The organism is Pseudoduganella dura (assembly GCF_009727155.1).
GTDB classification, from domain to species: domain Bacteria; phylum Pseudomonadota; class Gammaproteobacteria; order Burkholderiales; family Burkholderiaceae_D; genus Rugamonas; species Rugamonas dura.
The window spans coordinates 6,691,973-6,715,111 of record NZ_WNWM01000002.1; the positions used below are offsets into that span (position 1 = coordinate 6,691,973).

Below are 23,139 nucleotides of genomic sequence, written 5' to 3' on the forward strand. Positions count from 1 at the left end.
AATGCGGTGGTGGATGAACAATGGCGCCGTCGGCGCCATTGTTCATTGCGGATTCAACGCTTCCCGGGCGGTTACGCCTTCGGCAGCGTGACGCCGCGCTGGCCCTGGTACTTGCCGTTGCGGTCCTTGTATGAGGTTTCGCATACTTCGTCGCTCTCGAAAAACAGCACCTGCGCGCAGCCTTCGCCGGCGTAGATCTTGGCCGGCAGCGGCGTGGTGTTCGAGAACTCCAGCGTCACGTAGCCTTCCCATTCCGGCTCGAACGGCGTGACGTTGACGATGATGCCGCAGCGCGCATACGTGGACTTGCCGAGGCAGACGGTGAGCACGTTGCGCGGAATGCGGAAGTACTCGATCGTGCGCGCCAGCGCGAACGAATTCGGCGGAATGATGCAGACATCGCTCTTGATGTCCACGAACGAGTTCGAATCGAAGTTCTTCGGGTCGACGATCGTGCTGTTGATGTTGGTGAAGACCTTGAACTCGTCCGCGCAGCGGATATCGTAGCCGTACGACGAGGTGCCGAACGAGATCACCTTGCGGCCATCCACTGAGCGGACCTGCCCCGGCTCGAAGGGCTCGATCATTCCGGTCGATTCGGCCATCCGGCGTATCCATTTATCGCTTTTAATCGTCATCGCAAAGGCTTCAATTCTGTTGGTGGGTGGTGCGGCGCCGCCGCGTGGCAGCGATTTTACGCGATCGGCCCGGTCACTGAAAAGTTTTGCAGCGGATTATGCAGTTTGCAACCGTTGCGCCGTCTCGCACAGCGCCAGCTCGCCGCCGATCAGGTCGCACACCATGTCGCGCACCGCCTGCGCCGTGAGCACCGGGAATTCCATCGGGAACAGGTGGCCGCCCGGCATCAGCCGGAAGTTGCGGCCCACCAGGGCTTTCGTGGCCGTCAGGCCCGCCTGGCGGTTCTCGATCGAGATACGGCCGGCCAGGTAGCCCACCGGTACCGGGAACTCGCCTGCGACCAGGTGGCCGATATGGTGCGGCAATGTGCGGTACACGGCCGTTTCCGCTTCGCGCGAAAAGCGCAGCTGCACCCCTTCAGGATGAGGGGCGAGGCCCGCGTGCAGGTAATCCTGCAGCACGCCGGGCGCCCACGCCGCGAACAGCTCCTTGCTGGCGAAGTGGCGCAGCGCGTCGGCCTCGCCCGGCCACACGTTACGGCGCCGCATCGACAGGCGCGACGGCGAATAACGGTCCTCGGCGCTGAAGCGCTTGACCAGCCGCCATGCGAACGCGCGCCAGCCCGCCAGCACCGGCGAATCGAGCAGCACCACGCAGCGCGCCAGCTCGGGGCGCTGCGCCGCCGCCATCAGGCTCAGCATGCCGCCCAGCGAATGGCCGACCAGGATCACCGGCTCCCCGCGGTAGCGCGCCGTGAGCTCGGCGACCAGCTCGTCCACCAATTTTTGCCAGCCGTCCTGCACGGGATAGGCCGGATTGTGGGCATGCATGTCGAGCGCCTGGACGTCGAAATCCTTGTCGAGCTGCTCGAAGAGCTGGCGGTAGGTCCCGGCGGGGTAGCTGTTGGCGTGGGCGAAGTGGAGGATCGGTTTCATTGTAGGCGGCGCTGGGAGCGCCTGGAATTGCGGGCGTGGGGAAAGTAGCGGGCGAAACTTAAGATTGCATTATTTTAATAATCTTAACACAGGAGAAATAACGGTCGGCGGATGTATCGGGATGGCGGCGTGCGCGAGACAATTACACGACGCTTTTCGGACATCCGGACCAATCTTTGTCCGTACTATCGACCCTGATCGAACGGTCCGGCAGGTTCGCCGCACCTTGCGGACGACCGCGCACGGGCCACGATCGATCAACGGTCCATGCGGCGGACGACATCGCGCGCAGGGACCTCGGCAGGCACGCGCGTGGAGCCCGCGCAAGTGCCCGCAGTATGTTGCCGCCCATGGCGAGGTGCCTACCACCAGGTATTTTCCGACGCACCTCCAGGCAGCGTGGAGCGAACTGCGTTGCACCATGCGGGATTCGGCACCGGTCCCCGGAGCGCCCGGAAAGACGAATCGTCGTCCTGTCGCCACGCTCGGCCGGACAACCGGCGCGGCAGGGCGCGTCGGCATGCACTGCGCTGCGCACCAACCTCTACCCACGCCTGGCAGCTTTCTGCCGCGTCATCGATTCCAACCTATGGAGCACACATCATGCCTGGACTTAACGTTTCGAATGTTCGTCACCTGCTCAACCTTGCCGGGAATCCGTGGTCGGCGCGCGAGAGCAGGATCACTGCGCTCGACGACGACGCGCGGCGGAGCCTGCTTGGCGTGCTCGTCGACCGCAGGCAACTGGCCGAACTCGCGCGCAAACCGCGGTTCGCCACCGCGATTGCCGGCCTGCCCGTCGCAATGGACTGGCGCAACGTCGGCGGCCGGAACCACATCTCTCCCGTCAAGGACCAGAAGCATTGCGGCGCCTGCGTGTCGTTCTGCGTGTGCGCCGCCGTCGAATCGGTCGTTTCCATCGCAACCGGGCAGATAACGGACCTGAGCGAGGCCGACCTGCATTTCTGCTCCAGCCACGGCGCCGGTTGCGGTGGATGGTGGCCCTCGGATGCCATCGACCAGGCCACGGCACGCGGCATACCGGTGGACGAACTCTTTCCGTACGACAGCGCCTTCGACGGCGCCGGCACGCCGGGTTGCCGCATCGATCCGCACCGGGAGGCGCGTTTATACCGGCCTTCCGGACAGTCAGTCCTGATGACGACGGCTGAACGAAAACAGTGGCTTTCGTCGCGCGGTCCGGTCTGTGCGGCGTTTCATGTCTACGACGATTTTTTCCTGGCCGGCACGGGGATCTACCGTCACCTGACCGGCAACCACGCCGGCTACCACTGCGTCGAGGTGGTGGGTTACTCCGACACGGACCGCTGCTGGATCGCCAAGAACTCATGGGGCCCCGACTGGGGCGATAGCGGCTTCTTCCGGATCGGCTACGGCGAATGTGGCATCGACGATACGAGCACGGACCGCGACCCGGACGGCTCGCTCAACCAGTTCCCGATGTACGGGATCGAAGGGGTGCAGATTCCCGGCGGCTGGCGCGGTTTCGAGCTGGCCCCGCAGGGCAGCGCCGCATTGAATGGCGGGCTCGCCGCCGTGACGCGGATCCCCGGCAGCATGGAGACGTGGTGGATCGGGGAAAATGGCTCGGTCCAGGCCGCTTTCTGGTACGACGGTGGGCAGTGGCAACGCTACGAACTCGCGCCGGCAGGCAGTGCGTCGCCCGAAGGTGCGATCGCAGCGGTATCGCGCATTCCAGGCAGCATGGAAACCTGGTGGATCGGCGCCAACGGCTCGGTGCAGGCAGCGTTCTGGTACGAAGGCGGCCAATGGACGCGTTACGAACTGGCACCGGCCGGAAGCGCCTCGCCCGCCGGTGGCATCGCCGTGGTGTCGCGCATTCCCGGCAGCATGGAACTCTGGTGGACAGGCGCGAATGGATCGGTGCAGGGCGCATTCTGGTATGAAGGCGGGCAATGGACGCGCTACGAACTGGCCCCCGGCGGAAGCGCGGCAGCGGACGGCGCGATCACGGTGGTGTCGCGCATCCCGGGCAGCATGGAATTGTGGTGGGTTACCGGGAATGGCTCGGTGCAGGCGGCATTCTGGTACGAGGGCGGCCAATGGACCCGCTACGAGCTTGCCCCGGCAGGCAGCGCGTCGCCGCAGGGAGGGATTGCCGCGGTATCGCGTATACCGGGGAGCATGGAGCTGTGGTGGACCGGTGCGAATGCCTCGGTGCAGGCCGCTTTCTGGTACGAAGGCGGCCAGTGGACACGCTATGAGCTGGCGCCCGCCGGCCACGCATCGGTCAACGGCGGCATTGCAGCCGTGTCGCGCATTCCGAACAGCCTGGAACTCTGGTGGATCGGCGGCGACGGCTCGGTGCAGGATGCTTTCTGGTATGAAGGAAACGCGTGGCAGCGATTCGCGCTGGCGCCGGCTGGCAGTGCATCCGCATCCGGCCGCATTGCTTCGGTCTCTCGTATCCCCGACAGCATGGAGCTGTGGTGGACTGGAAGCAACGGATCGATCGGCGACAGCTTCTGGTACCCATGACAGACTGCGGAAAACCGTCACCAGGCAACAGGGGAATGAGCGATGACACGACAACGCCCGGCGCTCACGATTGCCGCGGATCGGGACGGCAAGGCGTCGGTCGCTCTCCCGGAAGCCCCTGCCACTGGATATCGCTGGGAGCTGGAAGATGCGGCACTGGCCTGTCATGTTGCCGCTGCCACCTTCGCCGAGGAGGAAGGCAAGGCGCCTGGCGGTGCGGGCAACCGTGTTTTCAGCCTGGATCTCCAGGGCCGGGCCACCCTGGAGCTGGTTTTCATCCTGAAACGCGGCTGGCGCACGGAGGCCCTCGAGCGCCAGGGGGTTACCGTCAGCCAGCATTCGCCTTGACGGCGCGCGGGATGCCCGGTGTGACACGGCGATGCGGCAGGCGCGTCGGCGACGCTGTGCGGCAGTCGTCCAGCGGATCTCCAGCCGCCCGATAGCGCCTGCCGTCGCACGCGAAACGGCCCGGCGCGCTATCATGGCGGCCGGTACCAATCGGCACGCACCGTTGCCGGCATACCGCGCTGTCAACCCAGGCTTTTTCGACCCAGGCGACTCCCGATTCATCACCAAGGAGAACACATGAGTTACACATTGCCGCCCCTGCCGTACGCCTACAACGCGCTCGAACCCCATTTCGACGCGCGCACGATGGAAATCCACCACACGAAGCACCACCAGACCTACATCACGAACCTCAACAACGCGCTCGGCGAGGCCGGCGTGGAACCGGTGCCGGTGGAAGAACTGATCAAGTCGATCGACACGCTGCCCGCGCAGATCCAGGCGGGCGTACGCAACAACGGCGGCGGCCATGCCAACCACACGCTGTTCTGGACCGTGCTGACGCCCGAAACTTCCGCCCCGGCGGGCCGGCTCGCGCAGGCCATCGACACGGACCTGGGCGGCTATGACAAGTTCCGGGAAGCATTCACGAAGGCCGCGCAAACCCGCTTCGGCAGCGGGTGGGCGTGGCTCACGGTGGGCACGGACGGCAAGCTGCTGGTCGAGAGCAGCGCCAACCAGGACAGCCCGCTGATGGGCAAGTTCGCCGGCCTGTCCGGCGGCACGCCGGTGCTGGGCCTCGACGTCTGGGAACATGCGTACTACCTGAACTACCAGAACCGGCGCCCCGACTACATCGTCGCCTTCTTCAACATCATCGACTGGAACGAAGTGGCGCGCCGCTACGAAGCCGCCCTGAAGTAACACACCCGCTTCCCTCCGCTTTTCGCGCGTGATTTGCGCATACTTCGCGCGCATCCCCGCCGCATCCGGACAACGCCAGCCCGACGCCAGCCTGCTCCGGTTTCCACAGTGGCGCCGCACGGCATCATTGCTCCCCTTGGTCTTCCACCTTCGACTGTCCCTTCCTGGCGTTAGCACCCGGCCGGGAGCCCCCGCACCGTGTTCCTGAACGCCGTCCGCATCGTCGCGGTGCATCGCGCGCCTCTTTTGGGGCAATCCTCCACGCCCGATTGTCGACAATCGGCGCCCGCGCCACAGCCCGCCGAAGCGCCGGAATGCAGGCGCCATGCGCCTCCACGGCTGAAACACGTCGTGGATTGTCGACATTTTCCAGCAGTGGCACGCGGTTTGCTTAGCAATACCCGACTCCATTGAAAACAACGTACCCATGCCGCCTGCCCCGAAACCGATCATGCTTTCGCCGCCTCCCGCCGACATCGCGCCGGAAGAGCGCATGTACCTCGACGTGTACGACGCGATCATGTCGCACCGCCTGACCGCCGGCACGAAGCTGACCGAACAGGCGCTGGGCGAGATCTACGGCATGGCGCGGCACCACGTGCGGCGCGTGCTGGCCCGGCTGGCGGCCGACGGACTGGTCGACCTCGAACCGAATCGCGGGGCCTACATCGCCAGCCCGGGCGAGCGCGAAGCCGAGGACATGTTCGAACTGCGCCAGGTACTGGAGGCAAAGGTGATGGACAAGCTGGCCGGCAGCCTTACCGAGGCGGGCCATCGCGCACTGCGCGAGCTGATCGCACGGGAACGCGATGCCTGGATGCGCGGCGACCGGCCCCTGTGGATCCGCCTGTCCGCCGACTTCCATATCGAACTGGCGAAGCTGGCCGGGAACGGCCTGCTGGTCGACACGCTGCGCCGGCTGGTGTCGCGCACCACGCTGCTCATCTCCAACCTCGATACCGCCGGCCAGCAGCCCTGCTCGTTCGACGAACATGCGGCCGTGATCGATGCGCTGCGCGACAGGGACGGCGCGCGCGCGCAGGCGCAAATGGCGCGGCACCTCGAACAGTGCGCATGCCGCATGCTCGCGCGCGCGCCGGCACGCTTCGACTTGCGCAGCGCCCTGGGCAAGGGGGCGCCGCCCGGGGGCGCGCCGGGCAGGCGCAAGCGGGAATAGCCAATTACACGGCAACCCGGACACGCCGGGCCGCAACCACATTCATCGCAACCGTACTCGTTACAGCCATTCAACCAGAAGAAGGAATACCCATGCGTTCTACCATCCGTTCGTCCCGCGTGTCCCGGCTCGCCGCCGGCCTGGCGCTGTGCATGCTCGCGCTGCCCGCCCTGGCCCAGGAGACGAAGATCAAGTTCCAGCTCGACTGGCGTTTCGAAGGCCCGGCGGCGCTGTTCCTCGTTGCGAAGAGCAAAGGCTACTTCGCGCAGGAAAAGCTCGATGTGACGATCGACGCCGGCAACGGCTCGGCCAACGCGGTCAACCGCGTCGCTTCGGGCACGTACGACATGGGCTTCGCGGACCTGGCCGCGCTGATGGAATTCACCGCCAACAACCCCACCGCGCCGGGCAAGCCGGTCGGCGTGATGATGGTCTATAACGATACGCCGGCCGCCATCCTGGCGCTGAAAAAATCCGGCATCAGGTCGCCGGCCGACCTGAAGGGCAAGAAGCTGGGCGCGCCCGTGTTCGACGCCGGCCGCCGTGCGTGGCCGATCCTGGCCAAGGCCAACGGACTCGATCCCGCCGGCTCGCCGTGGACCAGCATGGAACCGGCGCTGCGCGAGACCATGCTGGTCAAGGGCGACGTGGATGCGATCGCCGGCTTCTCGTTCACGTCGCTGCTCAACCTGAACGCGCGCGGCGTGAAGGACGCGGACGTGGTGATCCTGCCTTATCCGAACTACGGCGTGCGGCTGTATGGCAACGCCATCATCGCCTCGGACTCGCTGATCAAGCAGAAGCCGGAAGCGGTGAAAGGCTTCCTGCGCGCCTTCGCGAAAGCGACCAGGGACGTGATCGCCAACCCGGAAGCGGCGATCAAGGTGCTGAAGGAACGCGATGGCCTGATCGACGAAAAGCTGGAACTGCGCCGCCTGAAGCTGGCGATTGCCAGCGCGATCGCCACGCCGAGCGCGAAAGCCGAAGGCTTCGGCCAGGTCTCCGCGCCGCGCCTGTCGCTGATGGCGTCGCAGGTGTCGGATGCCTATGCCACGAAGACACGCGTCGATCCGAAGGCGATCTGGGTGTCGACACTGCTGCCTTCCGCGGCCGAACTGAACGTGTTCCCGAAATGAGCGCCGGGGCCGTGATCAACGCGCCGGCGGATTCGCCGGCGGCGACGCCTGACTTCGCGGGGAACGCCACGTCCACGACTTTCGTCGACTTCAACCAGGTATACCTGGCGTACGACAACTCCGACGCGTTCGCGGTGGAAGACATCACGCTGCAGACCAGGCCGGGAGAATTCATCGCCATCGTCGGCCCGTCCGGCTGCGGCAAGTCCACGTTCATGAAGCTGGCCACCGGCCTGAAGGCGCCCACGCGGGGCACCGTGCGCATCGACGGCCAGGCCGTGACCGGGCCGCTCAAGATCGTGGGCATGGCGTTCCAGGCACCCACGCTGCTGCCCTGGCGTACCACGCTGGAAAACGTGCTGCTGCCGCTGGAAATCGTCGAGCCCTACCGGAACACGTGGAAGAAGGATCGCGCGAAGTACGTGGAGCGCGCTCTGGCGCTGCTCAAGACCGTGGGCCTGGAAGGCTACGCGGACAAGTATCCGTGGGAGCTTTCCGGCGGCATGCAGCAGCGCGCATCGATCTGCCGGGCGCTGATCCATGAGCCGAAGATGCTGCTGCTGGACGAACCGTTCGGCGCGCTCGACGCATTCACCCGCGAGGAGCTGTGGTGCGTGCTGCGCGACCTGTGGACCGAACGCAAATTCAATGTGATCCTGGTAACGCACGACCTGCGCGAAGCGGCCTTCCTGGCCGACACGATCTATGTGATGAGCAAGCGCCCGGGCCGTATCGTGGCCCGGCGCGAAAACCCGCTGCCGCAGCCGCGCGACCTCGACACCACGTACACCGAGCCGTTCAGCGCGCTCGTGCACGAATTGCGCGAGCACATCGGCCGCGTGCGCAGCACCTGAACGGACCCGCAATGAACAACAAATCCCTCAAGACCTTCGCCCCGTGGGCGCTGCTGGTGGCGATCCTGCTGCTGTGGCAGGTCGTCTGCGGCGCGTTCTCGATCTCCGAGTTCATCTTTCCCAGCCCCTGGGCGATCGGCCAGTCGCTGGTCGAATACGCCGGCCCGATCGCCGGCCATGCCTGGCGCACCTTCTGGGTGACGATGACGGGCTTCGGCATCGCCGTCGCCGTCGGCGTCGCGCTCGGCGTGCTGATCGGCTCGTCGCCCGTCATGTACGCGGCCGCCTATCCCCTGATGACCGCCTTCAACGCCCTGCCGAAGGCGGCCTTCGTGCCGATCCTCGTCGTGTGGTTCGGCATCGGCGCCGGCCCGGCCATCCTCACCGCGTTCCTGATCTCGTTCTTCCCGATCATGGTCAACATCGCCACCGGCCTGGCCACGCTGGAACCGGAGCTGGAGGATGTGCTCCGGGTGCTGGGCGCACGCCGCCTGGACGTGCTGCTCAAGGTCGGCCTGCCGCGCTCGATGCCCTACTTCTTCGCGTCGCTGAAGGTGGCCATCACGCTGGCCTTCGTCGGCTCCACGGTGTCGGAAATGAACGCGGCCAACGAAGGCATCGGCTACCTGCTGGTGTCGGCGGGTTCGTCGATGAAGATGCCGCTGGCGTTCGCGGGCCTGGGCGTGATCGGCGCCATGGCGATGGCGATGTACGAGCTGTTCGCCGTGATCGAGAAACGCTCCACGGCCTGGGCGCACCGGGGCGGAACGGGGCGTTAAACCTCGCCATCGCACATTGCTCACCAGGTTGATTGCTTCCGTGTTGACACCGCCGGCCGCGCTGGCATCTACTGGCCGGAAGCAGTAAAAACAATACGGAGACAGGATGAGCGATATCGATGGCGGTTGCCCTGCGGCGCAGGGCCGGCCATGAAGCATGCCCTCTTCCGCCTGGCCGGCGGCTTCTGCGTGGCGCTGGCCTGCCTGTCGGTCTTCGACGCCGGCTGTGCCACGGCGGCGCCGGCGCAGCGCTACAAGAATCCGGTCATCCATGCCGACTACTCGGATCCGGACGTGATCCGGGCGGGCGACGACTACTTTCTCGTCGCATCCAGCTTCCATTTCTCGCCCGGCTTGCCGGTGCTGCAGTCGAAGGACCTGGTCCACTGGAGGATCGCCGGCCATGTCCTCGACAGCCTGCCGTTCCACCCGTCCTACGACATGGTGCCGCCGTACACGCTCGCCGACGGCATTTCAAAGCCGGTCGGAAGCGGCATGCGCTACGCCGGCGGCGTGTGGGCGCCGGCCATCCGCCAGCACGGCGGGCGCTTTTACGTCTACTGGGCCACGCCGGACGAAGGCATCTTCATGAGCTCCGCGCAGCACCCGGCGGGCCCGTGGTCGGCGCCCGTCACCGTGCTGGCGGGCGCGGGCTACGAAGACCCGTGCCCGTTCTGGGACGACGACGGCAAGGCATGGCTGGTGCATTCGAAGGTGGGCGCCGGCCCGATCATCCTTCACGCGATGAGCCTGGACGGCACCCGGCTGCTGGATGCGGGCAAGACGATCATCGAGGACAAGGTCAACCTGCCGGTGCTGGAAGGCCCGAAGGTCTACAAGCGCAACGGCTGGTACTACATCTTCGCGCCGATCGGCGGCGTGGGCACCGGCCCGCAGGCGGTATTGCGCGCCCGCTCGATCCATGGGCCCTATGAACATCGCACTGTGCTCAATCCGGGCAACGGCCTGAACGGTCCGCACCAGGGCGGCTATGTCGAAACGCCGTCCGGCGAAGGCTGGTTCGTCCACTTCAACAGCACCGGCGCGTTCGGCCGCATCGCGCACCTGCAACCCGTGGTCTGGGAGAACGACTGGCCGGTGATGGGCGACGGCGGCCTGCCCGTGCCGGAACATGCCGTGCCGCGCACCGCCGTCCGGTCTCCCGACTACCGCCTGCAGGACTCGGACGAGTTTTCCGATGGCACGCTCGGCCTGCAGTGGTCGTGGAACCATAACCCGGACGCGGCGCGGTGGAGCCTCGCCCAGCGCCCGGGCTTCCTGCGCATCGAAGGCAACAGGGCGCGCCACCTGGTCGGCGCGCGCAATACGTTGACGCAGATCCTGCAAGGACCGGCCGCCGAGATCACCACGCGCATCGAGCTGCAAGGCATGGCCGAGGCGCAGCGCGCCGGCCTCACCCTGTTCGGCGTGAAGGTGCCGTGGATCGGCATCGTGCGCGAAGGCGGCGCGAACTACCTGGCGTATGCGAACGCTGGCCAGGAAACGCGCGGCCCGCGGATCGACGGTAACTCGGTCGTGCTGCGCGCCAGCGTACGCACTGACCAGACCGTGCAGTTCTCCTACGCCCTGGGCGACAACGACGGATTCAGGGATTTGGGGCCCGTGACGGAACTGGCGAAATTCTCGTGGTGGAAAGGCAGCCGCCCGGCGGTGTTCACGTACATCCGTTCCGACGCCGACGAAGGCAAGGCGGACAGGCCGCCGGACACGATCCAGCGTAACTACATCGATGTGGACTGGTTCCGTGTCCGCATCCTCGAATGACGGGAGATGGCTGATGGTGGCAACGACGAATCCGCGGCGGCGCAGGCTGGCCCTGGCGATGGCCGGCGGCCTGTTCGGCACGGCCTTGCCGGCGGCGGCCATGGCGGCAAAGTGCGGCACGGCGCCGGCATGGGCCGATGCGCTGCGGCGCGACCTGGACAGGATGGCGGAAGAACTGACGCGCACGCTGCGCCCCTGGCCGGTACCGGACCAGGTGTTCGAACCGGAATCCTACGGCCTGGCGACAGGCGCGAAAGGCGCGCTGGCCACGCCGGCCATCCAGCGCGCCATCGACGCCTGCGCCGCCGCCGGCGGCGGCACTGTACGACTGGGCCGGGGCGATTACGTGAGCGGCACGATCGACCTACGCTCGGGCGTGATGCTGGAAATCGCCGAGGGCAGCCGCCTGCTGGCCAGCACCGACCTTGCCGATTATCCGGAACGCCGGGCGCGCCGGCCCACGGTCCAGGACAGCAACATGGGCATGAACCAGTCGCTGATCTTCGCCGAAGGCTGCGAGCGCGTGGGCCTGGCCGGCAAGGGCACGATCGACGGCCGCGGCACGAAGGACAATTTCCCGGGCGAGCAGACCACCGGGTCGACGCCGGGGCGGCCGTTCCTGATCCGCATGCTCGACTGCAAGAACGTGGTGATCAGCGGCCTGCGCATGCGCGATTCGCCGTGCTGGATGCAGAATTACCTGAACTGCGAAGACCTGATCGTGGACGGCATCCATGTCGAGAACCAGGTCAACCACAATAACGACGGTCTCGACATCGACGGCTGCGGGCGCGTGATCGTGCGCAACGTGTTCATCAACGCGGAAGACGACGGGTTGTGCTTCAAGGGCGCCAGCCAGCGCAACGGCGAAAACATCCTGATCGAGAATTGCGAGTTCTACAGCACCTGCAACGCGCTGAAGTTCGGCACCGATTCGCAGGGCGACTTCCGCAACGTGCTGGTGCGCAATGTGGTGCTGGGCGGGCCGTCCGACGCGATGCGCGCCGTGCGGCGGCGCAAGGCCGACGGCGGCATTTCATGGGAAACCGTCGACGGCGGCACGCTGGAACGCGTACTCGTGCACGACGTGCGCATCGTGCGCACGGAAAGCCCGCTGTTCCTGATCCTCGGCGACCGGGGCCGCGTGCGCCCGGAACAGAAGCGGCCGGGCCCGGGCACGCTGCGCCACATCGTGTATGACCGCATCACCGGCGAGGACAACGGCGTGCGCGGCTCGTTCTTCATCGGCATCCCGGAGCGCCGGATCGAGCATGTGCTCCTGCGCGACGTGCAGCTGGCGATGGCGCCGGCCGCCGGCCCGGCGCCCGATCCGGCGAAGATCCCGGACGGGCGCGGCCTGTACCCGGACCCGCACATGTTCGCTGCCGTGATGCCGGCCTACGGCCTGTGGGCGCGGGACGTGCGCCACCTGACGCTGCAGCGCGTGCGGTTCACCAGTGCCGGCAGGGATGCGCGGCGGGCGCTGATCGCGCCGATGGCCTGCACGCTCGCCTAGGGAAGCGCTGATTTATTGCTGGTGGATGAGATTAGTCTTGAAAAACGTGTCCAGCAAGACGCAAATGCCCTGTCATACCTGGGTATGGCAGGGCATTTGTGACGCAGCTGGGCGCGTTTTCTCATGGCTAAGATCGCCGCCATGAATAAATCAGCGGTTCCCTAGGGAAGTTCGGGCAAAGGAAACGGCTGCGCGGGCAGCCGTTTTTTCAATGAGGCTGCCTACAGCTTCACGTTCAGCGTGGCGAAGAAAGTACGTCCCAGCGGATCGTAGCTGGCCGACACCGAGTTGTTCGACGGCAGCTGCGTGGAACCCAGCACCGGCGGGTCCTTGTCGGTCACGTTGCGGATACCGGCAGTGAAGTTGACCGACTTCGAGAAGTCGTAGCCGGCCGTCAGGTCCAGGTACGTGTAGCCGCCGATCCGCGGATTGGTCAGCGAGTCGTACGCCGGCGGCGTCACGCCCTTGCGCAGCGGTACCAGGTAGGCATCGGTCGTCACGCTGCTGCTGAACCGCGCGCGGGCGGACAGCATCAGCTTGCCGGAATTGACCGTGACCCGCGCCGTGCCCTTCCACTTCGACACCGGCTGGCCGCAGGTGCCGCCCCAGGAGCCCACGCACTCGTTCGTCACGCCGGGAATATCCTGGATCGGCGTGAAGGTCAGTTCGTCGACGTATGTCCAGTTCGTGTCCAGGTTCCAGCGCGCGCCGTTGCCGAACAGGCCCCAGGCGGTCGGGAAGCCGTAGTGCACGGCCAGGTCCACGCCCTTCGTCCTGATGCCGCCGATATTGGCCGAGGTGGTCATCACGTAGGTGGGCGCGGCGATCTGGCCGGTGACCGGGTCGCGGTTGATCGCCCGGCAGTAGACGCTGTCCACGTTCTGGATCGTGTTGTAGCACAGGTCGAGCACCGACTGGATGCCGCCGCCACCCAGCGTGGAGATGGCGTTGTCCAGCGTGATTCTGTAGTAGTCGAGGCTCATCTGCAGGCCGCGCATGGCGGCCGGCGCGAACACGGCGCCGATGGTGGTGGTGTGCGACGTCTCCGCCTCCAGGTTCGGGTTGCCGCCGAGGACCTGGGTGAGGAACTGCGTGGGCTGCACCGATGGGTCGAACACCAGGCCGGCCGGCACGCCGGTGGCCTCGCACAACGCGCGCACGGCGGCGGTCTGCTGGCCGGATGGCGCCCGGCTCGAGCACGGGTCGATGGCGGTCGGGCCGTTGCGGCCCTGGCCGCCGTACAGTTCACCCACGTTCGGCGCCCGGATCGATTTCTGCTTCTGCACGCGGAACGTCAGGCTGTCCACCGGCGCCCATTCGGTGCCGATGGAACTGGTCCACACCTTGCCGACCGATTCCACGTCGTAGTCGGAATGGCGGAACGCGCCGCTCACGCTCAGGCTCTTCGCGAACGCCCGGTCCTTCAGCAGCGGCATGCGCGCCTCGCCATAGAATTCCTTGACGGTCGCTTCGCCTTCCGTGGCACGCGCCGCGTTCCAGCCGGACACGTCGCCCGACGACAGGAAGGCATCGGGCGTGTACTTGCTGTACGAATGGCGGCGCTCGAAACCGGCCGAGAAGTCCACCGGGCCCGAGGGCAGTTCGACGAGCTTGCCCGTGACGTTGCCGGCGACGACCTGCTGCTCGGCGACGATGTCGGAATTCGATGCGATCATGATCGCATCGCGCCCCGCGGCGCCGATGTTCTGGCCGAACGGGTTCAGTACCGGTGCCGCGCCGTTCTGCGACAGCAGCGCGTTCTGGAAGCGGCTGAGCGAGATCGAGCCGGCCTGGTACTGCGATTCGGTGGTGCGCGCGTTGGTATAGTACACATCGTATTTCAGGTCGCTCAGGTAGTTCTCCGAAACGCCCGGCAGGTCGCCGCGCAGCCCGATCGCGACGCGGTACACGGAGTGGTCGGTCTCGCCCACGCGGGTGCCCACGTCGGACAGGCGGCGGTTCAGGTTGACCAGCGCCAGGCCGTCGCCGGCCACCGTCGTCAGCGTCTGCGAGCCGTTCGTGGCGCGCAGCGTGCCCGTTTCGCGCAGGTCGAGCTGGCGCATCACTTCCTGCATCTGCGGGCTCAGGTACGGGTTGTTCGTGTTGACGAGGAAGTTGCCGCCGGCGCCGCTCGGGCCGATCTGCACCCGGGCGGTATTGCTGCTGTAGTGCATTTCCAGGTAGCCGGTGGCACGGTCGTTGAAGTCGTAGTGGGCGAACGCATTGCCCATCCAGCGCTTCTGCGGCGTGACCACATAGGACAGCGGGCCGAGATCGTAGCCGTCGTCCGGCGCCACATACGGCCGCACCGCCTTGCCGCTCGCGTCGAAGATGGCGCCCAGCGTGCCCATGCCCTGCAGGCCGGCGGCGCGCAGGGCCGCGTCCAGCGCCGGATTCGAACCCGGCGAGCCGATGACGGGCAGGTTGCCGATCCTCCCGTTGGGCACGGTGGACGAGCCGCTGTAGATCAGGCCGGGGCGGCCGCCGGCGGACAGGCACGTCTGCCCGCCCGGCACGGCCAGCGGCGTGCCGGGCCGGGTGGCCGACCATGAAGCGGCGGTCACGCACCCGTCGCCCAGCGACGGCAGCGAATAGCCACCCAGCTCGCCGCGCGTCATGCCTTCGCGGTTCAGGTAGTTCAGCGACAGCACCGCGTTGCCCCGGTTGTTGGCGAAGTTGCCGCCGACGGTCAGGTCGACACTGTTCGTGGGTGTGCGGGTCGGCTGGTCCCAGCTGCGCTGGGCATTGACTTCCACGCCTTCGAAGTTGTCGCGCAGGATGAAGTTGACCACGCCGGAGATCGCATCGGAACCGTACACGGCGGAAGAGCCGCCGGTCACGGTCTCGATGCGCCGCACCAGCGCCGCGGGAATGGCGTTGATATCGGTGGTGAAATCCGGGCCCGTGATCGCGAAGCGGCGGCCGTTCACCAGCACGAGGTTGCGGGTCGGGCCCAGGTTGCGCAAATTGAGCGTGGCCGTGCCGGAAGGCTGGCCTGCCTGCATGGTGTTGGCGGTGGGGCTGCTGAGCTGGCTGGCCGTGAACTGCGGCGTGTCCGTCAGCAGCGTTTCCAGGTTCTGCGTGCCGGTCACCTTCAGCTCCTGGGCGTCGAGCACCGTGACCGGTGTGGGCGCGAGGAAGCCGCGGTTCACCAGGCGCGTGCCGGTGATGACGACCTTGGTGTCTTCTTCCTTCGGCGCCTGCGCTTCCTGCGCGATGGCCACACCGCCCGTCGCCGCCGCGCCGGCAATGCCTGCCGCGATCCGAAACACGTCGAGGACCGCCGAAACCGATTGCTGTTGCCGGGTTTTCTTCCCGGTGCCGCGCTGTTGCTGTCGCATCGTGCATCCTTCGATCAAAGGTACCGCTTCTTGTTATACGTCTCCACTCACCCGTGCGATCCGCCGGCCGCCGATGTTTGCGCTCCCAGGCATGATCGGATCGATGGTATGAACGTTTTATCCGGGGAGTCAATTCCCGGATGATCAGGGAATTGATTAATGTCGCCGCGGTCATGAAGTTGCGCGTTCGACGCGCATTTCTTTCCGATTCGCGGAATCCGGTCATTGGCATCGTTTCGGGCGATCGCCGGCCTGATCGGGCGGACATGCGCCCGATCACCGCATGATCAGCGGTTGCAGCAAAGCGACACGGCATTCAATGCCAGTACCGGCGCCGGACATCGCGGTACTGTTCGATTGCCATCCCGTCGCCCAGGTCGATCGTGACAGCCCCCGACTCGTCACTGCGCACCGACCACACGCCACGCTTGCCATACCGGTCCATCACTTCTTTCTTCGGATGCCGGTACCGGTTCCGGTACCCCACCTGCAGCAGCGCGATTTCCGGTCGCACGGCATCGAGGAACGGTTCCGTCGACGACGTGCCGCTGCCGTGGTGCGGCACCAGCAGGATGTCGGAACGCAGGCCGGCGCCCGAGCGGGCCACGAGTTCAGCTTCCTGCCGCGCCTCGATATCGCCGGGGAGCAGCACCGTTCCGCCGGGAGAGACGATGCGCAGCGTGCAGCTGCGCCCATTGGTTTTCAGCGAAGCGTCGGCATAGCTGCCGGCTGTCGGATGGAGCATTTCGAAGCGCACGCCGTCCCATTCCCAGCGCTGGCCTGCAATGCACCGGCGATGCGCGGGCGCGGCCCGGGCGACCGGATGCCCGGGATCGAGCGACGAAAGCGACCAGCCGACCCGGATATCCCGCAGCACGGCCAGCGCGCCGCCGGCATGATCGGCGTCGCCATGGCTGACCACCATGCCGTCGAGCCGGCCGATGCCGCGGGCTCGCAGATAGGGAACGATCACGCGGCTTCCGGCATTCGCATCGCCACCGTACGAAGGTCCCGTGTCGTACAGCAGCCGGTGGCCGGCCGTCTCGACCAGCACCGCCATGCCCTGCCCCACGTCGAATGCCAGCACGCGCACGGTGCCGGGCGCCGGCGCATCGGGCTGCGCGGCCAGCAGCGGCACCCACGTGAAGGCGCCAAGCCACCGGGTGGGCCAGCCGCGCGGCGCCAGTAGCCAGGCGGTGCCGAACAGCGCCAGCGCGAACAGCCACCATGGCGGCACCGGCGCGTTCCACACCGCCAGCGGCGCAACGCTGAACCACTGCAGCAAGCCGGCCAGCCAGCGCATCAGCTCATGCGCCGCAACCAGCAACGGCGTCGCCAGCGGCTGGGGCAGCAGGCCGCCGGCCAGCGCGAAGGGCGTGACCAGCAGGCTGACCACGGGAATGGCGATGGCATTGGCGATGGGGCTGATGACGGACACCTGCGCGAACAGCAGCATCGTCAACGGCACCAGGCCGAGCGTGACGGCGTATTGCGTATTGACCGCCGCCTTCAACGTGACGGCCAGGCGCTGGCGGCGCGTCAGCGGTGCCGGGCGCCGGGCATCGGGATCGGGCGATCCGGGGTCGCCGGGATTCTTGTGCACCGCGGTGCGGCCGACCGACGCATACAGGATGACCGCCACGGCGGCGAACGACAGCCAGAAGCCCGGCCACATCACGGCCCATGGATCGAGCAGCACGACCAGCCCGGCGGCCAGCGCCAGCACATGCGACACGCACGCGATCCGGTCCAGCCACAGGGCCAGCGCCACCACGCACAGCATATAGAGCGTGCGCTGCGCCGGCACGCCGAAGCCGGCCAGCAGCACGTACGACAGCGCCGCCAGGATGCCCGCCAGCGCGCCGACCTTCTGTGCGGGCAGCAGCAGCGGCAACTGCGCATGGCGCAGGAACAGCGAGCGGCGCCACAGCGCCGACGCGGCCCAGGCAACCAGCCCGGCGATCATCGTGATGTGCAGCCCCGAGATCGAGACGAGGTGGCTGATGCCGGTGCGGTTGAACACCTGCCAGTCGCCTTGGTCGATGCCGCGCTGGTCGCCGACGACCAGCGCCACGATCACCGCGGCATACTCCCTGCCAGCCAGCGCCCGCCCGATCTTGTCGCGTAGCGCGTGGCGCATGCGCTCGACCACGTTACGCGGAGTGAAGACAAAGCCATCGAGACGCTCGTTAGGGCCTTCGCTGCGCACGTAGCCGGTCGCGCGGATGCCCTGTTCGAGCAGCCAAAGTTCATAGTCGAAGCCGTGGGGATTGGCGTTGCCGTGCGGCCGCTGAAGCCGCACCTTCAGCCGCCAGCGCTCGCCTGGCCGCAGGTCGGGTACCTGGTGGACTTCGCCGCGAAATCCCGAATACCATGACAGCGCGATGCGCGGCGGTACGTCGATGCCTTCGGCGTGCTCGACCGTGAAGAAGAAACGCGTGAACTGGCTGGCGCGGTTCGGCAGGTTGTCGACCGTGCCGGTGACGATGACGTCTCGGCCCTCGTCGGCCTTGGCCAGCGCCGGCGCCAGCGCGTGCGATGCCAGCAGTGCGGCCCAACAGAAACCCAGCGCCGCGCCGCATGTGGCGCCCGCCGCCACGCGCCACCCGCCGCGTGCCCGCCAGGCAAGCAGCGCGGCGACCACCGCGCATGCCATCAGGCAGGAACCGGGGTGCGAAGGCAGCGAGGCCTGCGTCTGCAGGAGCGCCGCACCGCCGACGAAGCCGAGGATCGAGCTGCGCATGCCACCTCACCGGAACAGGAAACCTTGCGGCCGGATGCCGCATGCCCGCGCGGGCGGGCGGCCGAGGCACTACGATAGGCGCGTCCACCGCCGTGGCCTTGAAGTTCGTCAAGGCCGGCCTCATGCGACCGCCGTGTCGATGCGCCCTGGCGGATGATCGGCGTTGCATATTGCCAAAAAACATATCGATGCTTCGACATGTTCTTTGACTTCGCGGGTACCTGACGCGATACTGGCGCCATGGTATCGGTACCATCGATCACCGGCGGACGCGGCGCAAGCTCGCCGATGACGGCACAAACAATCGGATGAAAGGGACAATGTATGAAGGCGGTGGGCAAGATGGCAATGCACCTGGTCATGGGCGCGGCGGCAATGGCGGCATTTGCGCCGGTTGGAGCGTCGGCGGCGGCGCTGGCACCAACTGCCGAATATTACGGCGACGCGCGCCCCGACGCCCCCGAACTGGCGGCACGCGGCCCGCTGCGGGTCGGCGTGCGCACGCAGGTCATCGAGCACGCCGGTCAGCTCGATATCCTGCGCGCCACCGCCGGCAATCCCGATCCGCGCTACACGCGCAAGCTGACGCTTGAAATATGGTATCCGGCCAGCCTGGCGCCCGGCGAGAAGGAACACACGGTCTACACCGACGTGCTGGGCTCGGGGCCGGGCAACCCGGCGCGGCCCAACACGCCGTTCCAGTTCACCGGGCGGGCCGCGCGCGATGCAAAACCGGCGCCGGCCACGGTGTCGTCATCCGGCTATCCGCTGGTCATCGTTTCGCATGGCTATCCCGGCTCGCGCCTCCAGATGAGCTACCTGACCGAGAACCTGGCATCGAAGGGATATATCGTGGTCGCCATCGACCATGCCGAATCCACGCGCGCCGACAAGGCCGGCTTCCCCAGCACGCTGCTGAACCGCCCGCTCGACGACCTGTTCGTGCTCGAAACAGTGGCCGGATGGTCGAAAGCCGGCAGCGGCCATTTCCTCGCCGGCCGGGTCGACACCGGAAACACCGCGCTGGTCGGCTACTCGATGGGTGGCTACGGCGCGCTCAACGCAGTGGGTGCCGGCATCAGCGAAGCGGCCGTCGCCTACGTTTCCGGCGGCGCCCTGGCGATCCACCAGCAGGGCAATCCGCGGTTCGACGCGCGGCGAGACCCGCGCATCAAGGCCGTCGTCGCCATCGCGCCGTGGGGCGGTGCCGGCAAGATTTGGGATGCCGCAGGGCTGGCCGGCATGCGCACGCCCACGCTCTTCATCGGCGGCGACCAGGACGATATCTCCGGCTACGAGGATGGCGTGCTGCGCCTTTTCCAGGGCGCCGTCAACGCCGACCGCTACCTGCTCACCTACCGGGGCGCGCGCCATAACACCGCGCCCAACTCGCCACCGCCGGCCGCGGCGGCAGCCGGCTTCGAGGATTTCATGGCCTATGCCGAACCGGTGTGGGACAGCCGGCGCATCAACAACATCAACCAGCACTTCATCACGGCATTCCTCGGCATTACGCTGAAGGGGCAGCCGCTGCAACCGTACCTGGACCTGCCGGCGCTACCCGCGGCCGGTACCGCGGGGCCGGATACCGCCGAGTGGAAGGGTTTTCGCAAGCGCGCGGCCGTTGGACTGCAATTGCGGCACCTGCCGGCGCAATAGCGCGGCTATGCGCCCGTCAATGCGCGCAGCCGCGGCATGACGGCGTGCGCGTTCGCCGTGGTGGCGGCCTGCAGTTCGTCCAGCGAAATACCCCGCAGCTGCGCCAGCACTTCCGCGATACCGGGCACCTGGTCCGGCGTGTTGACGCCGGGATGCACCCAGTGCGGAGCGATGTCCGGCGCATCGGTCTCCATGACGATCGACGATAGCGGCAGCTGCTCCGCCAGCCGGCGGATCTGCAGCGCACGGGTAAACGTGAGATTGCCGCCGAAGCCCAGCCTGAAGCCGATGTCGATGTAGCCTTGCGCCTGCTGGAAGCTGCCGTTGAACGCGTGGGCGATGCCGCCGGCCGGCGGGATCTGCCGCACGTGCTTCAACACCTGGTCCTGCGATTTGCGCACGTGGGTCAGCACCGGCAAGGCAAACTCGCGGGCGATCTTCAATTGTTCTCGGAAGAACAGCACCTGTTTTTCGCGCATCGCCGGTTCGCACAGCTCGGGAATGAAGAAATCCAGCCCGACTTCGCCGATGGCGACGAAGTTCGGGTCGTCCATCGCGGCAAGCACCGCCTCGCGCAGCGCGGCGAGATCGTCCTCGGTGGCGGCCGGCACGAAGATCGGGTGGATGCCCAGCGCATACGAGGCGTTGCCGGCGGCGGCGCCCAGCGACCGCACGGCTTCCCAGTTGCCGCGGTCGATGGCCGGGATGACGATCATGCCGACACCCTTGTCCAGGGCCCGTGCGGCAACGCCGAGCGAATCTCCGCCGAATTCCCGCGCATCGAGGTGGCAGTGCGTGTCGATCCACATGGCGTTACTCCTGGCGCAGGCCTTCGTCCGTGAGCCGCAGCACGCGGTCGCAGCGACGCGCCAGTTCCGGATCGTGGGTGACGATCACGAACGCCGTGCCCAGCGTGCGCGACAGCTCCAGCATCAGGTCGAAGATCTGCTCGGCCGTGCCGTGATCGAGGTTGCCGGTCGGCTCGTCGGCCAGCACGCAGGCCGGTTGCGTGACCAGGGCCCTGGCCAGCGCCACGCGCTGCCGTTCGCCGCCGGACAGCTCGCCCGGCACGTGCGTGACACGCCTGGCCAGGTTCACGCGGGCCAGCATCGCCTGCGCCTGTTCCTGCGCCGATGCGCGCTTGACCCGGCGGATCATCAGCGGCATCGCCACGTTGTCCAGCGCCGAGAATTCCGGCAGCAGGTGGTGGAACTGGTAGACGAAGCCCAGCGCCGCGTTGCGCAGGTCGCCGCGCGCCGCTTCGGACAGCGTGGCGAAATCCTTGCCCTGCAGCGTCACATTGCCGGTGGTGGGCGTGTCGAGGCCACCGAGCAGGTGCAGCAGCGTGGACTTGCCGGAGCCGGACGCGCCGATGATCGCCACGCGCTCGCCGCGGTGCACTTCGAAGTCGATGCCCTTCAATACCGGCACGGAATAGCTGCCCTGCGTGAAGGTCTTGCCGAGGTTGCGGCAGGACAGTACCAGGGAATCGCCCGTGGCGGATCGTCCACCGGCAAGTTCCGGGGCGTTGCCGCCCTGATCGTGTTCACTCATAGCGCAATGCCTCGGCAGGTTTCACGCGCGAAGCCCAGCGGCTCGGGTACACGGTGGCCAGGAAGGCCAGCAGCACGGAGATCACGCCGATCTTCGTCACGTCCGGCCAGCGCATGTCCGACGGCACGGTGGTGATGTAATAGATTTCCTTCGACAAGAACTGCACTCCCATTAAATGTTCGATAAACGGCACGATCACATCGATGTTCAGCGCCACCAGCACGCCGCCGCCCACGCCCAGCGCGGTGCCCATCAGGCCCACCAGCGCGCCCTGGATGACGAAGATCTTCATGATCGAGTTCGGCGACGCGCCGAGCGTGCGCAGGATCGCGATGTCCGGCTGCTTGTCGGTCACCGTCATCACCAGCGTGGACACCAGGTTGAACGCGGCCACGGCGACGATCAGCGTGAGGATGATGAACATCATGCGCTTTTCCGTCTGCACGGCGGCGAACCAGTTGGCGTTCAGCTTCGACCAGTCGCGCACTTCAAGGTTGGCCGGCATGATCTTCTTCAGCTCCCCGGCCACCTCCGGCGCCCGGTGCATGTCCGCCAGCCGCAGGCGCAGGCCGGAAGGCGCCGCCATCCGCAGCATGCGCTGGGCATCCTGCAGGTGGATGAACGCCATGCCCGCGTCGAATTCCTGGTGCTGCGCGGAGAAGATGCCCACCACCGTGAACGAACGCATGCGCGGCACCAGCCCGGCCGGCGTCACTGTCCCCTGCGGCAGCACCATCGTCACCTTTTCGCCGATGCCGGCGTTCAGCGAGCGGGCCAGGTCGATGCCCAGCACGATATTGAATTCGCCGGGCCGCAGCGCGTCGAAGCTGCCCATCTTCACCTGTTTCGCCACGCTCGATACGGCCGGCTCCTGCTCCGGCAACACGCCGCGCACCATCGCAGGCCGCAGCGCGTCGTTGCCGTGCATCAGGCCCGCCTGCGTTTCGGAGAACGGCGCGGCGCCTTTCACCTCGGGATGGCGCAGCGCGTTTTTCGCCTGCTGCTGCCAGTCGGGCATGCCGCCCGCCCTGTCGAAGACTTCCACGTGGGCCAGCACGGAGAGCATCCGGTCCGTCACGTCCTTCTGGAAACCGTTCATCACCGACAGGATGATGATCAGCGCGCCCACGCCCAGCGCGATGCCGGCCATCGAGATCAGCGAGATGAACGAGATGAAGCGGTTGCGGCCGCCGCGCTTGCCGGCACGGGTATAACGCAGCCCGACCAGCCATTCATAAGGAAGATTTTTCAGGAAGCTCATCGCTCACCATTCGAAAAGGGAGCCGGAG

General features: G+C 66.9%; 17 protein-coding genes. 10 read left to right on the plus strand and 7 right to left on the minus strand.

Features of this window, described 5'->3' with window-relative positions:
• Nucleotides 1–71: 71 nt before the first annotated feature.
• Together dcd and GJV26_RS28865 are read right to left on the minus strand one after the other, a co-directional pair.
• A complete protein-coding gene (gene dcd / locus GJV26_RS28860) occupies nt 72–638 on the minus strand; it encodes a dCTP deaminase (protein ID WP_155711995.1) in 567 nt (188 codons plus the stop codon).
• A gap of 96 nt (nt 639–734) precedes the next feature.
• Nucleotides 735–1,574, minus strand: a complete 840-nt coding sequence (locus tag GJV26_RS28865) for an alpha/beta fold hydrolase (RefSeq protein WP_155711996.1) — start codon at nt 1,572–1,574, stop codon at nt 735–737.
• A 603-nt stretch (nt 1,575–2,177) separates the two neighbouring features.
• Between GJV26_RS28865 and GJV26_RS28870 the strand changes: the two genes are divergently transcribed.
• From GJV26_RS28870 to GJV26_RS28910, 9 genes are all read left to right on the plus strand, one after another.
• On the plus strand, nt 2,178–4,094 hold the full coding sequence (locus GJV26_RS28870; RefSeq protein ID WP_173346301.1) for a C1 family peptidase: 1,917 nt from the start codon (nt 2,178–2,180) through the stop codon (nt 4,092–4,094).
• A gap of 42 nt (nt 4,095–4,136) precedes the next feature.
• Nucleotides 4,137–4,442: a protease inhibitor I42 family protein gene (locus GJV26_RS28875; protein WP_155711998.1), complete on the plus strand. Its 306-nt coding sequence runs from the start codon at nt 4,137–4,139 to the stop codon at nt 4,440–4,442.
• 237 nt (nt 4,443–4,679) lie between these two features.
• Nucleotides 4,680–5,306, plus strand: coding sequence for a superoxide dismutase (locus GJV26_RS28880; RefSeq protein WP_155711999.1), 627 nt, complete (start codon nt 4,680–4,682; stop codon nt 5,304–5,306).
• Between the two features lie 451 nt (nt 5,307–5,757).
• The gene (locus tag GJV26_RS28885) at nt 5,758–6,483 is read left to right on the plus strand and encodes a GntR family transcriptional regulator (protein WP_229419488.1); all 726 of its coding nucleotides are present in this window, start codon (nt 5,758–5,760) and stop codon (nt 6,481–6,483) included.
• A 152-nt stretch (nt 6,484–6,635) separates the two neighbouring features.
• Nucleotides 6,636–7,619, plus strand: coding sequence for an ABC transporter substrate-binding protein (locus tag GJV26_RS28890; protein WP_155712802.1), 984 nt, complete (start codon nt 6,636–6,638; stop codon nt 7,617–7,619).
• On the plus strand, nt 7,616–8,473 hold the full coding sequence (locus GJV26_RS28895) for an ABC transporter ATP-binding protein (protein ID WP_155712001.1): 858 nt from the start codon (nt 7,616–7,618) through the stop codon (nt 8,471–8,473). The genes GJV26_RS28890 and GJV26_RS28895 overlap by 4 nt, the downstream gene beginning before the upstream one ends.
• A gap of 11 nt (nt 8,474–8,484) precedes the next feature.
• The gene (locus GJV26_RS28900) at nt 8,485–9,252 is read left to right on the plus strand and encodes an ABC transporter permease (RefSeq protein WP_155712002.1); all 768 of its coding nucleotides are present in this window, start codon (nt 8,485–8,487) and stop codon (nt 9,250–9,252) included.
• Nucleotides 9,253–9,402: 150 nt separating this feature from the next.
• A complete protein-coding gene (locus tag GJV26_RS28905) occupies nt 9,403–11,037 on the plus strand; it encodes a glycoside hydrolase family 43 protein (RefSeq protein WP_155712003.1) in 1,635 nt (544 codons plus the stop codon).
• A 13-nt stretch (nt 11,038–11,050) separates the two neighbouring features.
• Nucleotides 11,051–12,553: a glycoside hydrolase family 28 protein gene (locus GJV26_RS28910; protein WP_173346303.1), complete on the plus strand. Its 1,503-nt coding sequence runs from the start codon at nt 11,051–11,053 to the stop codon at nt 12,551–12,553.
• 221 nt (nt 12,554–12,774) lie between these two features.
• Here the strand turns inward: GJV26_RS28910 and GJV26_RS28915 are convergent, their stop codons facing one another.
• Together GJV26_RS28915 and GJV26_RS28920 are read right to left on the minus strand one after the other, a co-directional pair.
• A complete protein-coding gene (locus GJV26_RS28915) occupies nt 12,775–15,894 on the minus strand; it encodes a TonB-dependent receptor domain-containing protein (RefSeq protein ID WP_155712005.1) in 3,120 nt (1,039 codons plus the stop codon).
• Nucleotides 15,895–16,210: 316 nt separating this feature from the next.
• Nucleotides 16,211–18,637 carry a DNA internalization-related competence protein ComEC/Rec2 gene (locus GJV26_RS28920; protein ID WP_155712006.1) on the minus strand — a complete coding sequence of 809 codons (2,427 nt, stop codon included), beginning with the start codon at nt 18,635–18,637 and terminating at the stop codon, nt 16,211–16,213.
• A gap of 342 nt (nt 18,638–18,979) precedes the next feature.
• On the opposite strand from GJV26_RS28920, the gene GJV26_RS28925 reads away from it, so the two are divergent.
• A complete protein-coding gene (locus GJV26_RS28925) occupies nt 18,980–20,296 on the plus strand; it encodes an alpha/beta hydrolase family protein (protein ID WP_229419489.1) in 1,317 nt (438 codons plus the stop codon).
• Nucleotides 20,297–20,301: 5 nt separating this feature from the next.
• On the opposite strand, the gene GJV26_RS28930 is transcribed toward GJV26_RS28925, so the two are convergent.
• From GJV26_RS28930 to GJV26_RS28940, 3 genes are read right to left on the minus strand one after another with little or no spacing between them, the layout of a single operon-like run.
• Nucleotides 20,302–21,105 (minus strand): TatD family hydrolase, encoded by an 804-nt coding sequence (locus GJV26_RS28930; protein ID WP_155712008.1) that lies wholly within the window; start codon nt 21,103–21,105, stop codon nt 20,302–20,304.
• A 4-nt stretch (nt 21,106–21,109) separates the two neighbouring features.
• Complete coding sequence (lolD, locus tag GJV26_RS28935) at nt 21,110–21,850, minus strand: lipoprotein-releasing ABC transporter ATP-binding protein LolD (protein WP_155712009.1); 741 nt, start codon at nt 21,848–21,850, stop codon at nt 21,110–21,112.
• The gene (locus GJV26_RS28940; RefSeq protein WP_155712010.1) at nt 21,843–23,111 is read right to left on the minus strand and encodes a lipoprotein-releasing ABC transporter permease subunit; all 1,269 of its coding nucleotides are present in this window, start codon (nt 23,109–23,111) and stop codon (nt 21,843–21,845) included. The genes lolD and GJV26_RS28940 overlap by 8 nt, the downstream gene beginning before the upstream one ends.
• Nucleotides 23,112–23,139: the final 28 nt, after the last annotated feature.

Coding starts and splice junctions, on each gene's coding strand:
- GJV26_RS28920 (WP_155712006.1), bottom strand. CDS start 18,637: ATGCGCAGCTCGATCCTCGGCTTCGTCGGCGGTGCGGCGCTCCTGCAG.
- GJV26_RS28875 (WP_155711998.1), top strand. CDS start 4,137: ATGACACGACAACGCCCGGCGCTCACGATTGCCGCGGATCGGGACGGC.
- GJV26_RS28865 (WP_155711996.1), bottom strand. CDS start 1,574: ATGAAACCGATCCTCCACTTCGCCCACGCCAACAGCTACCCCGCCGGG.
- GJV26_RS28940 (WP_155712010.1), bottom strand. CDS start 23,111: ATGAGCTTCCTGAAAAATCTTCCTTATGAATGGCTGGTCGGGCTGCGT.
- GJV26_RS28905 (WP_155712003.1), top strand. CDS start 9,403: ATGAAGCATGCCCTCTTCCGCCTGGCCGGCGGCTTCTGCGTGGCGCTG.
- lolD (WP_155712009.1), bottom strand. CDS start 21,850: ATGAGTGAACACGATCAGGGCGGCAACGCCCCGGAACTTGCCGGTGGA.
- GJV26_RS28890 (WP_155712802.1), top strand. CDS start 6,636: ATGCTCGCGCTGCCCGCCCTGGCCCAGGAGACGAAGATCAAGTTCCAG.
- GJV26_RS28900 (WP_155712002.1), top strand. CDS start 8,485: ATGAACAACAAATCCCTCAAGACCTTCGCCCCGTGGGCGCTGCTGGTG.
- GJV26_RS28930 (WP_155712008.1), bottom strand. CDS start 21,105: ATGTGGATCGACACGCACTGCCACCTCGATGCGCGGGAATTCGGCGGA.
- dcd (WP_155711995.1), bottom strand. CDS start 638: ATGACGATTAAAAGCGATAAATGGATACGCCGGATGGCCGAATCGACC.
- GJV26_RS28880 (WP_155711999.1), top strand. CDS start 4,680: ATGAGTTACACATTGCCGCCCCTGCCGTACGCCTACAACGCGCTCGAA.
- GJV26_RS28915 (WP_155712005.1), bottom strand. CDS start 15,894: ATGCGACAGCAACAGCGCGGCACCGGGAAGAAAACCCGGCAACAGCAA.
- GJV26_RS28895 (WP_155712001.1), top strand. CDS start 7,616: ATGAGCGCCGGGGCCGTGATCAACGCGCCGGCGGATTCGCCGGCGGCG.
- GJV26_RS28885 (WP_229419488.1), top strand. CDS start 5,758: ATGCTTTCGCCGCCTCCCGCCGACATCGCGCCGGAAGAGCGCATGTAC.
- GJV26_RS28870 (WP_173346301.1), top strand. CDS start 2,178: ATGCCTGGACTTAACGTTTCGAATGTTCGTCACCTGCTCAACCTTGCC.
- GJV26_RS28910 (WP_173346303.1), top strand. CDS start 11,051: ATGGTGGCAACGACGAATCCGCGGCGGCGCAGGCTGGCCCTGGCGATG.
- GJV26_RS28925 (WP_229419489.1), top strand. CDS start 18,980: ATGGCAATGCACCTGGTCATGGGCGCGGCGGCAATGGCGGCATTTGCG.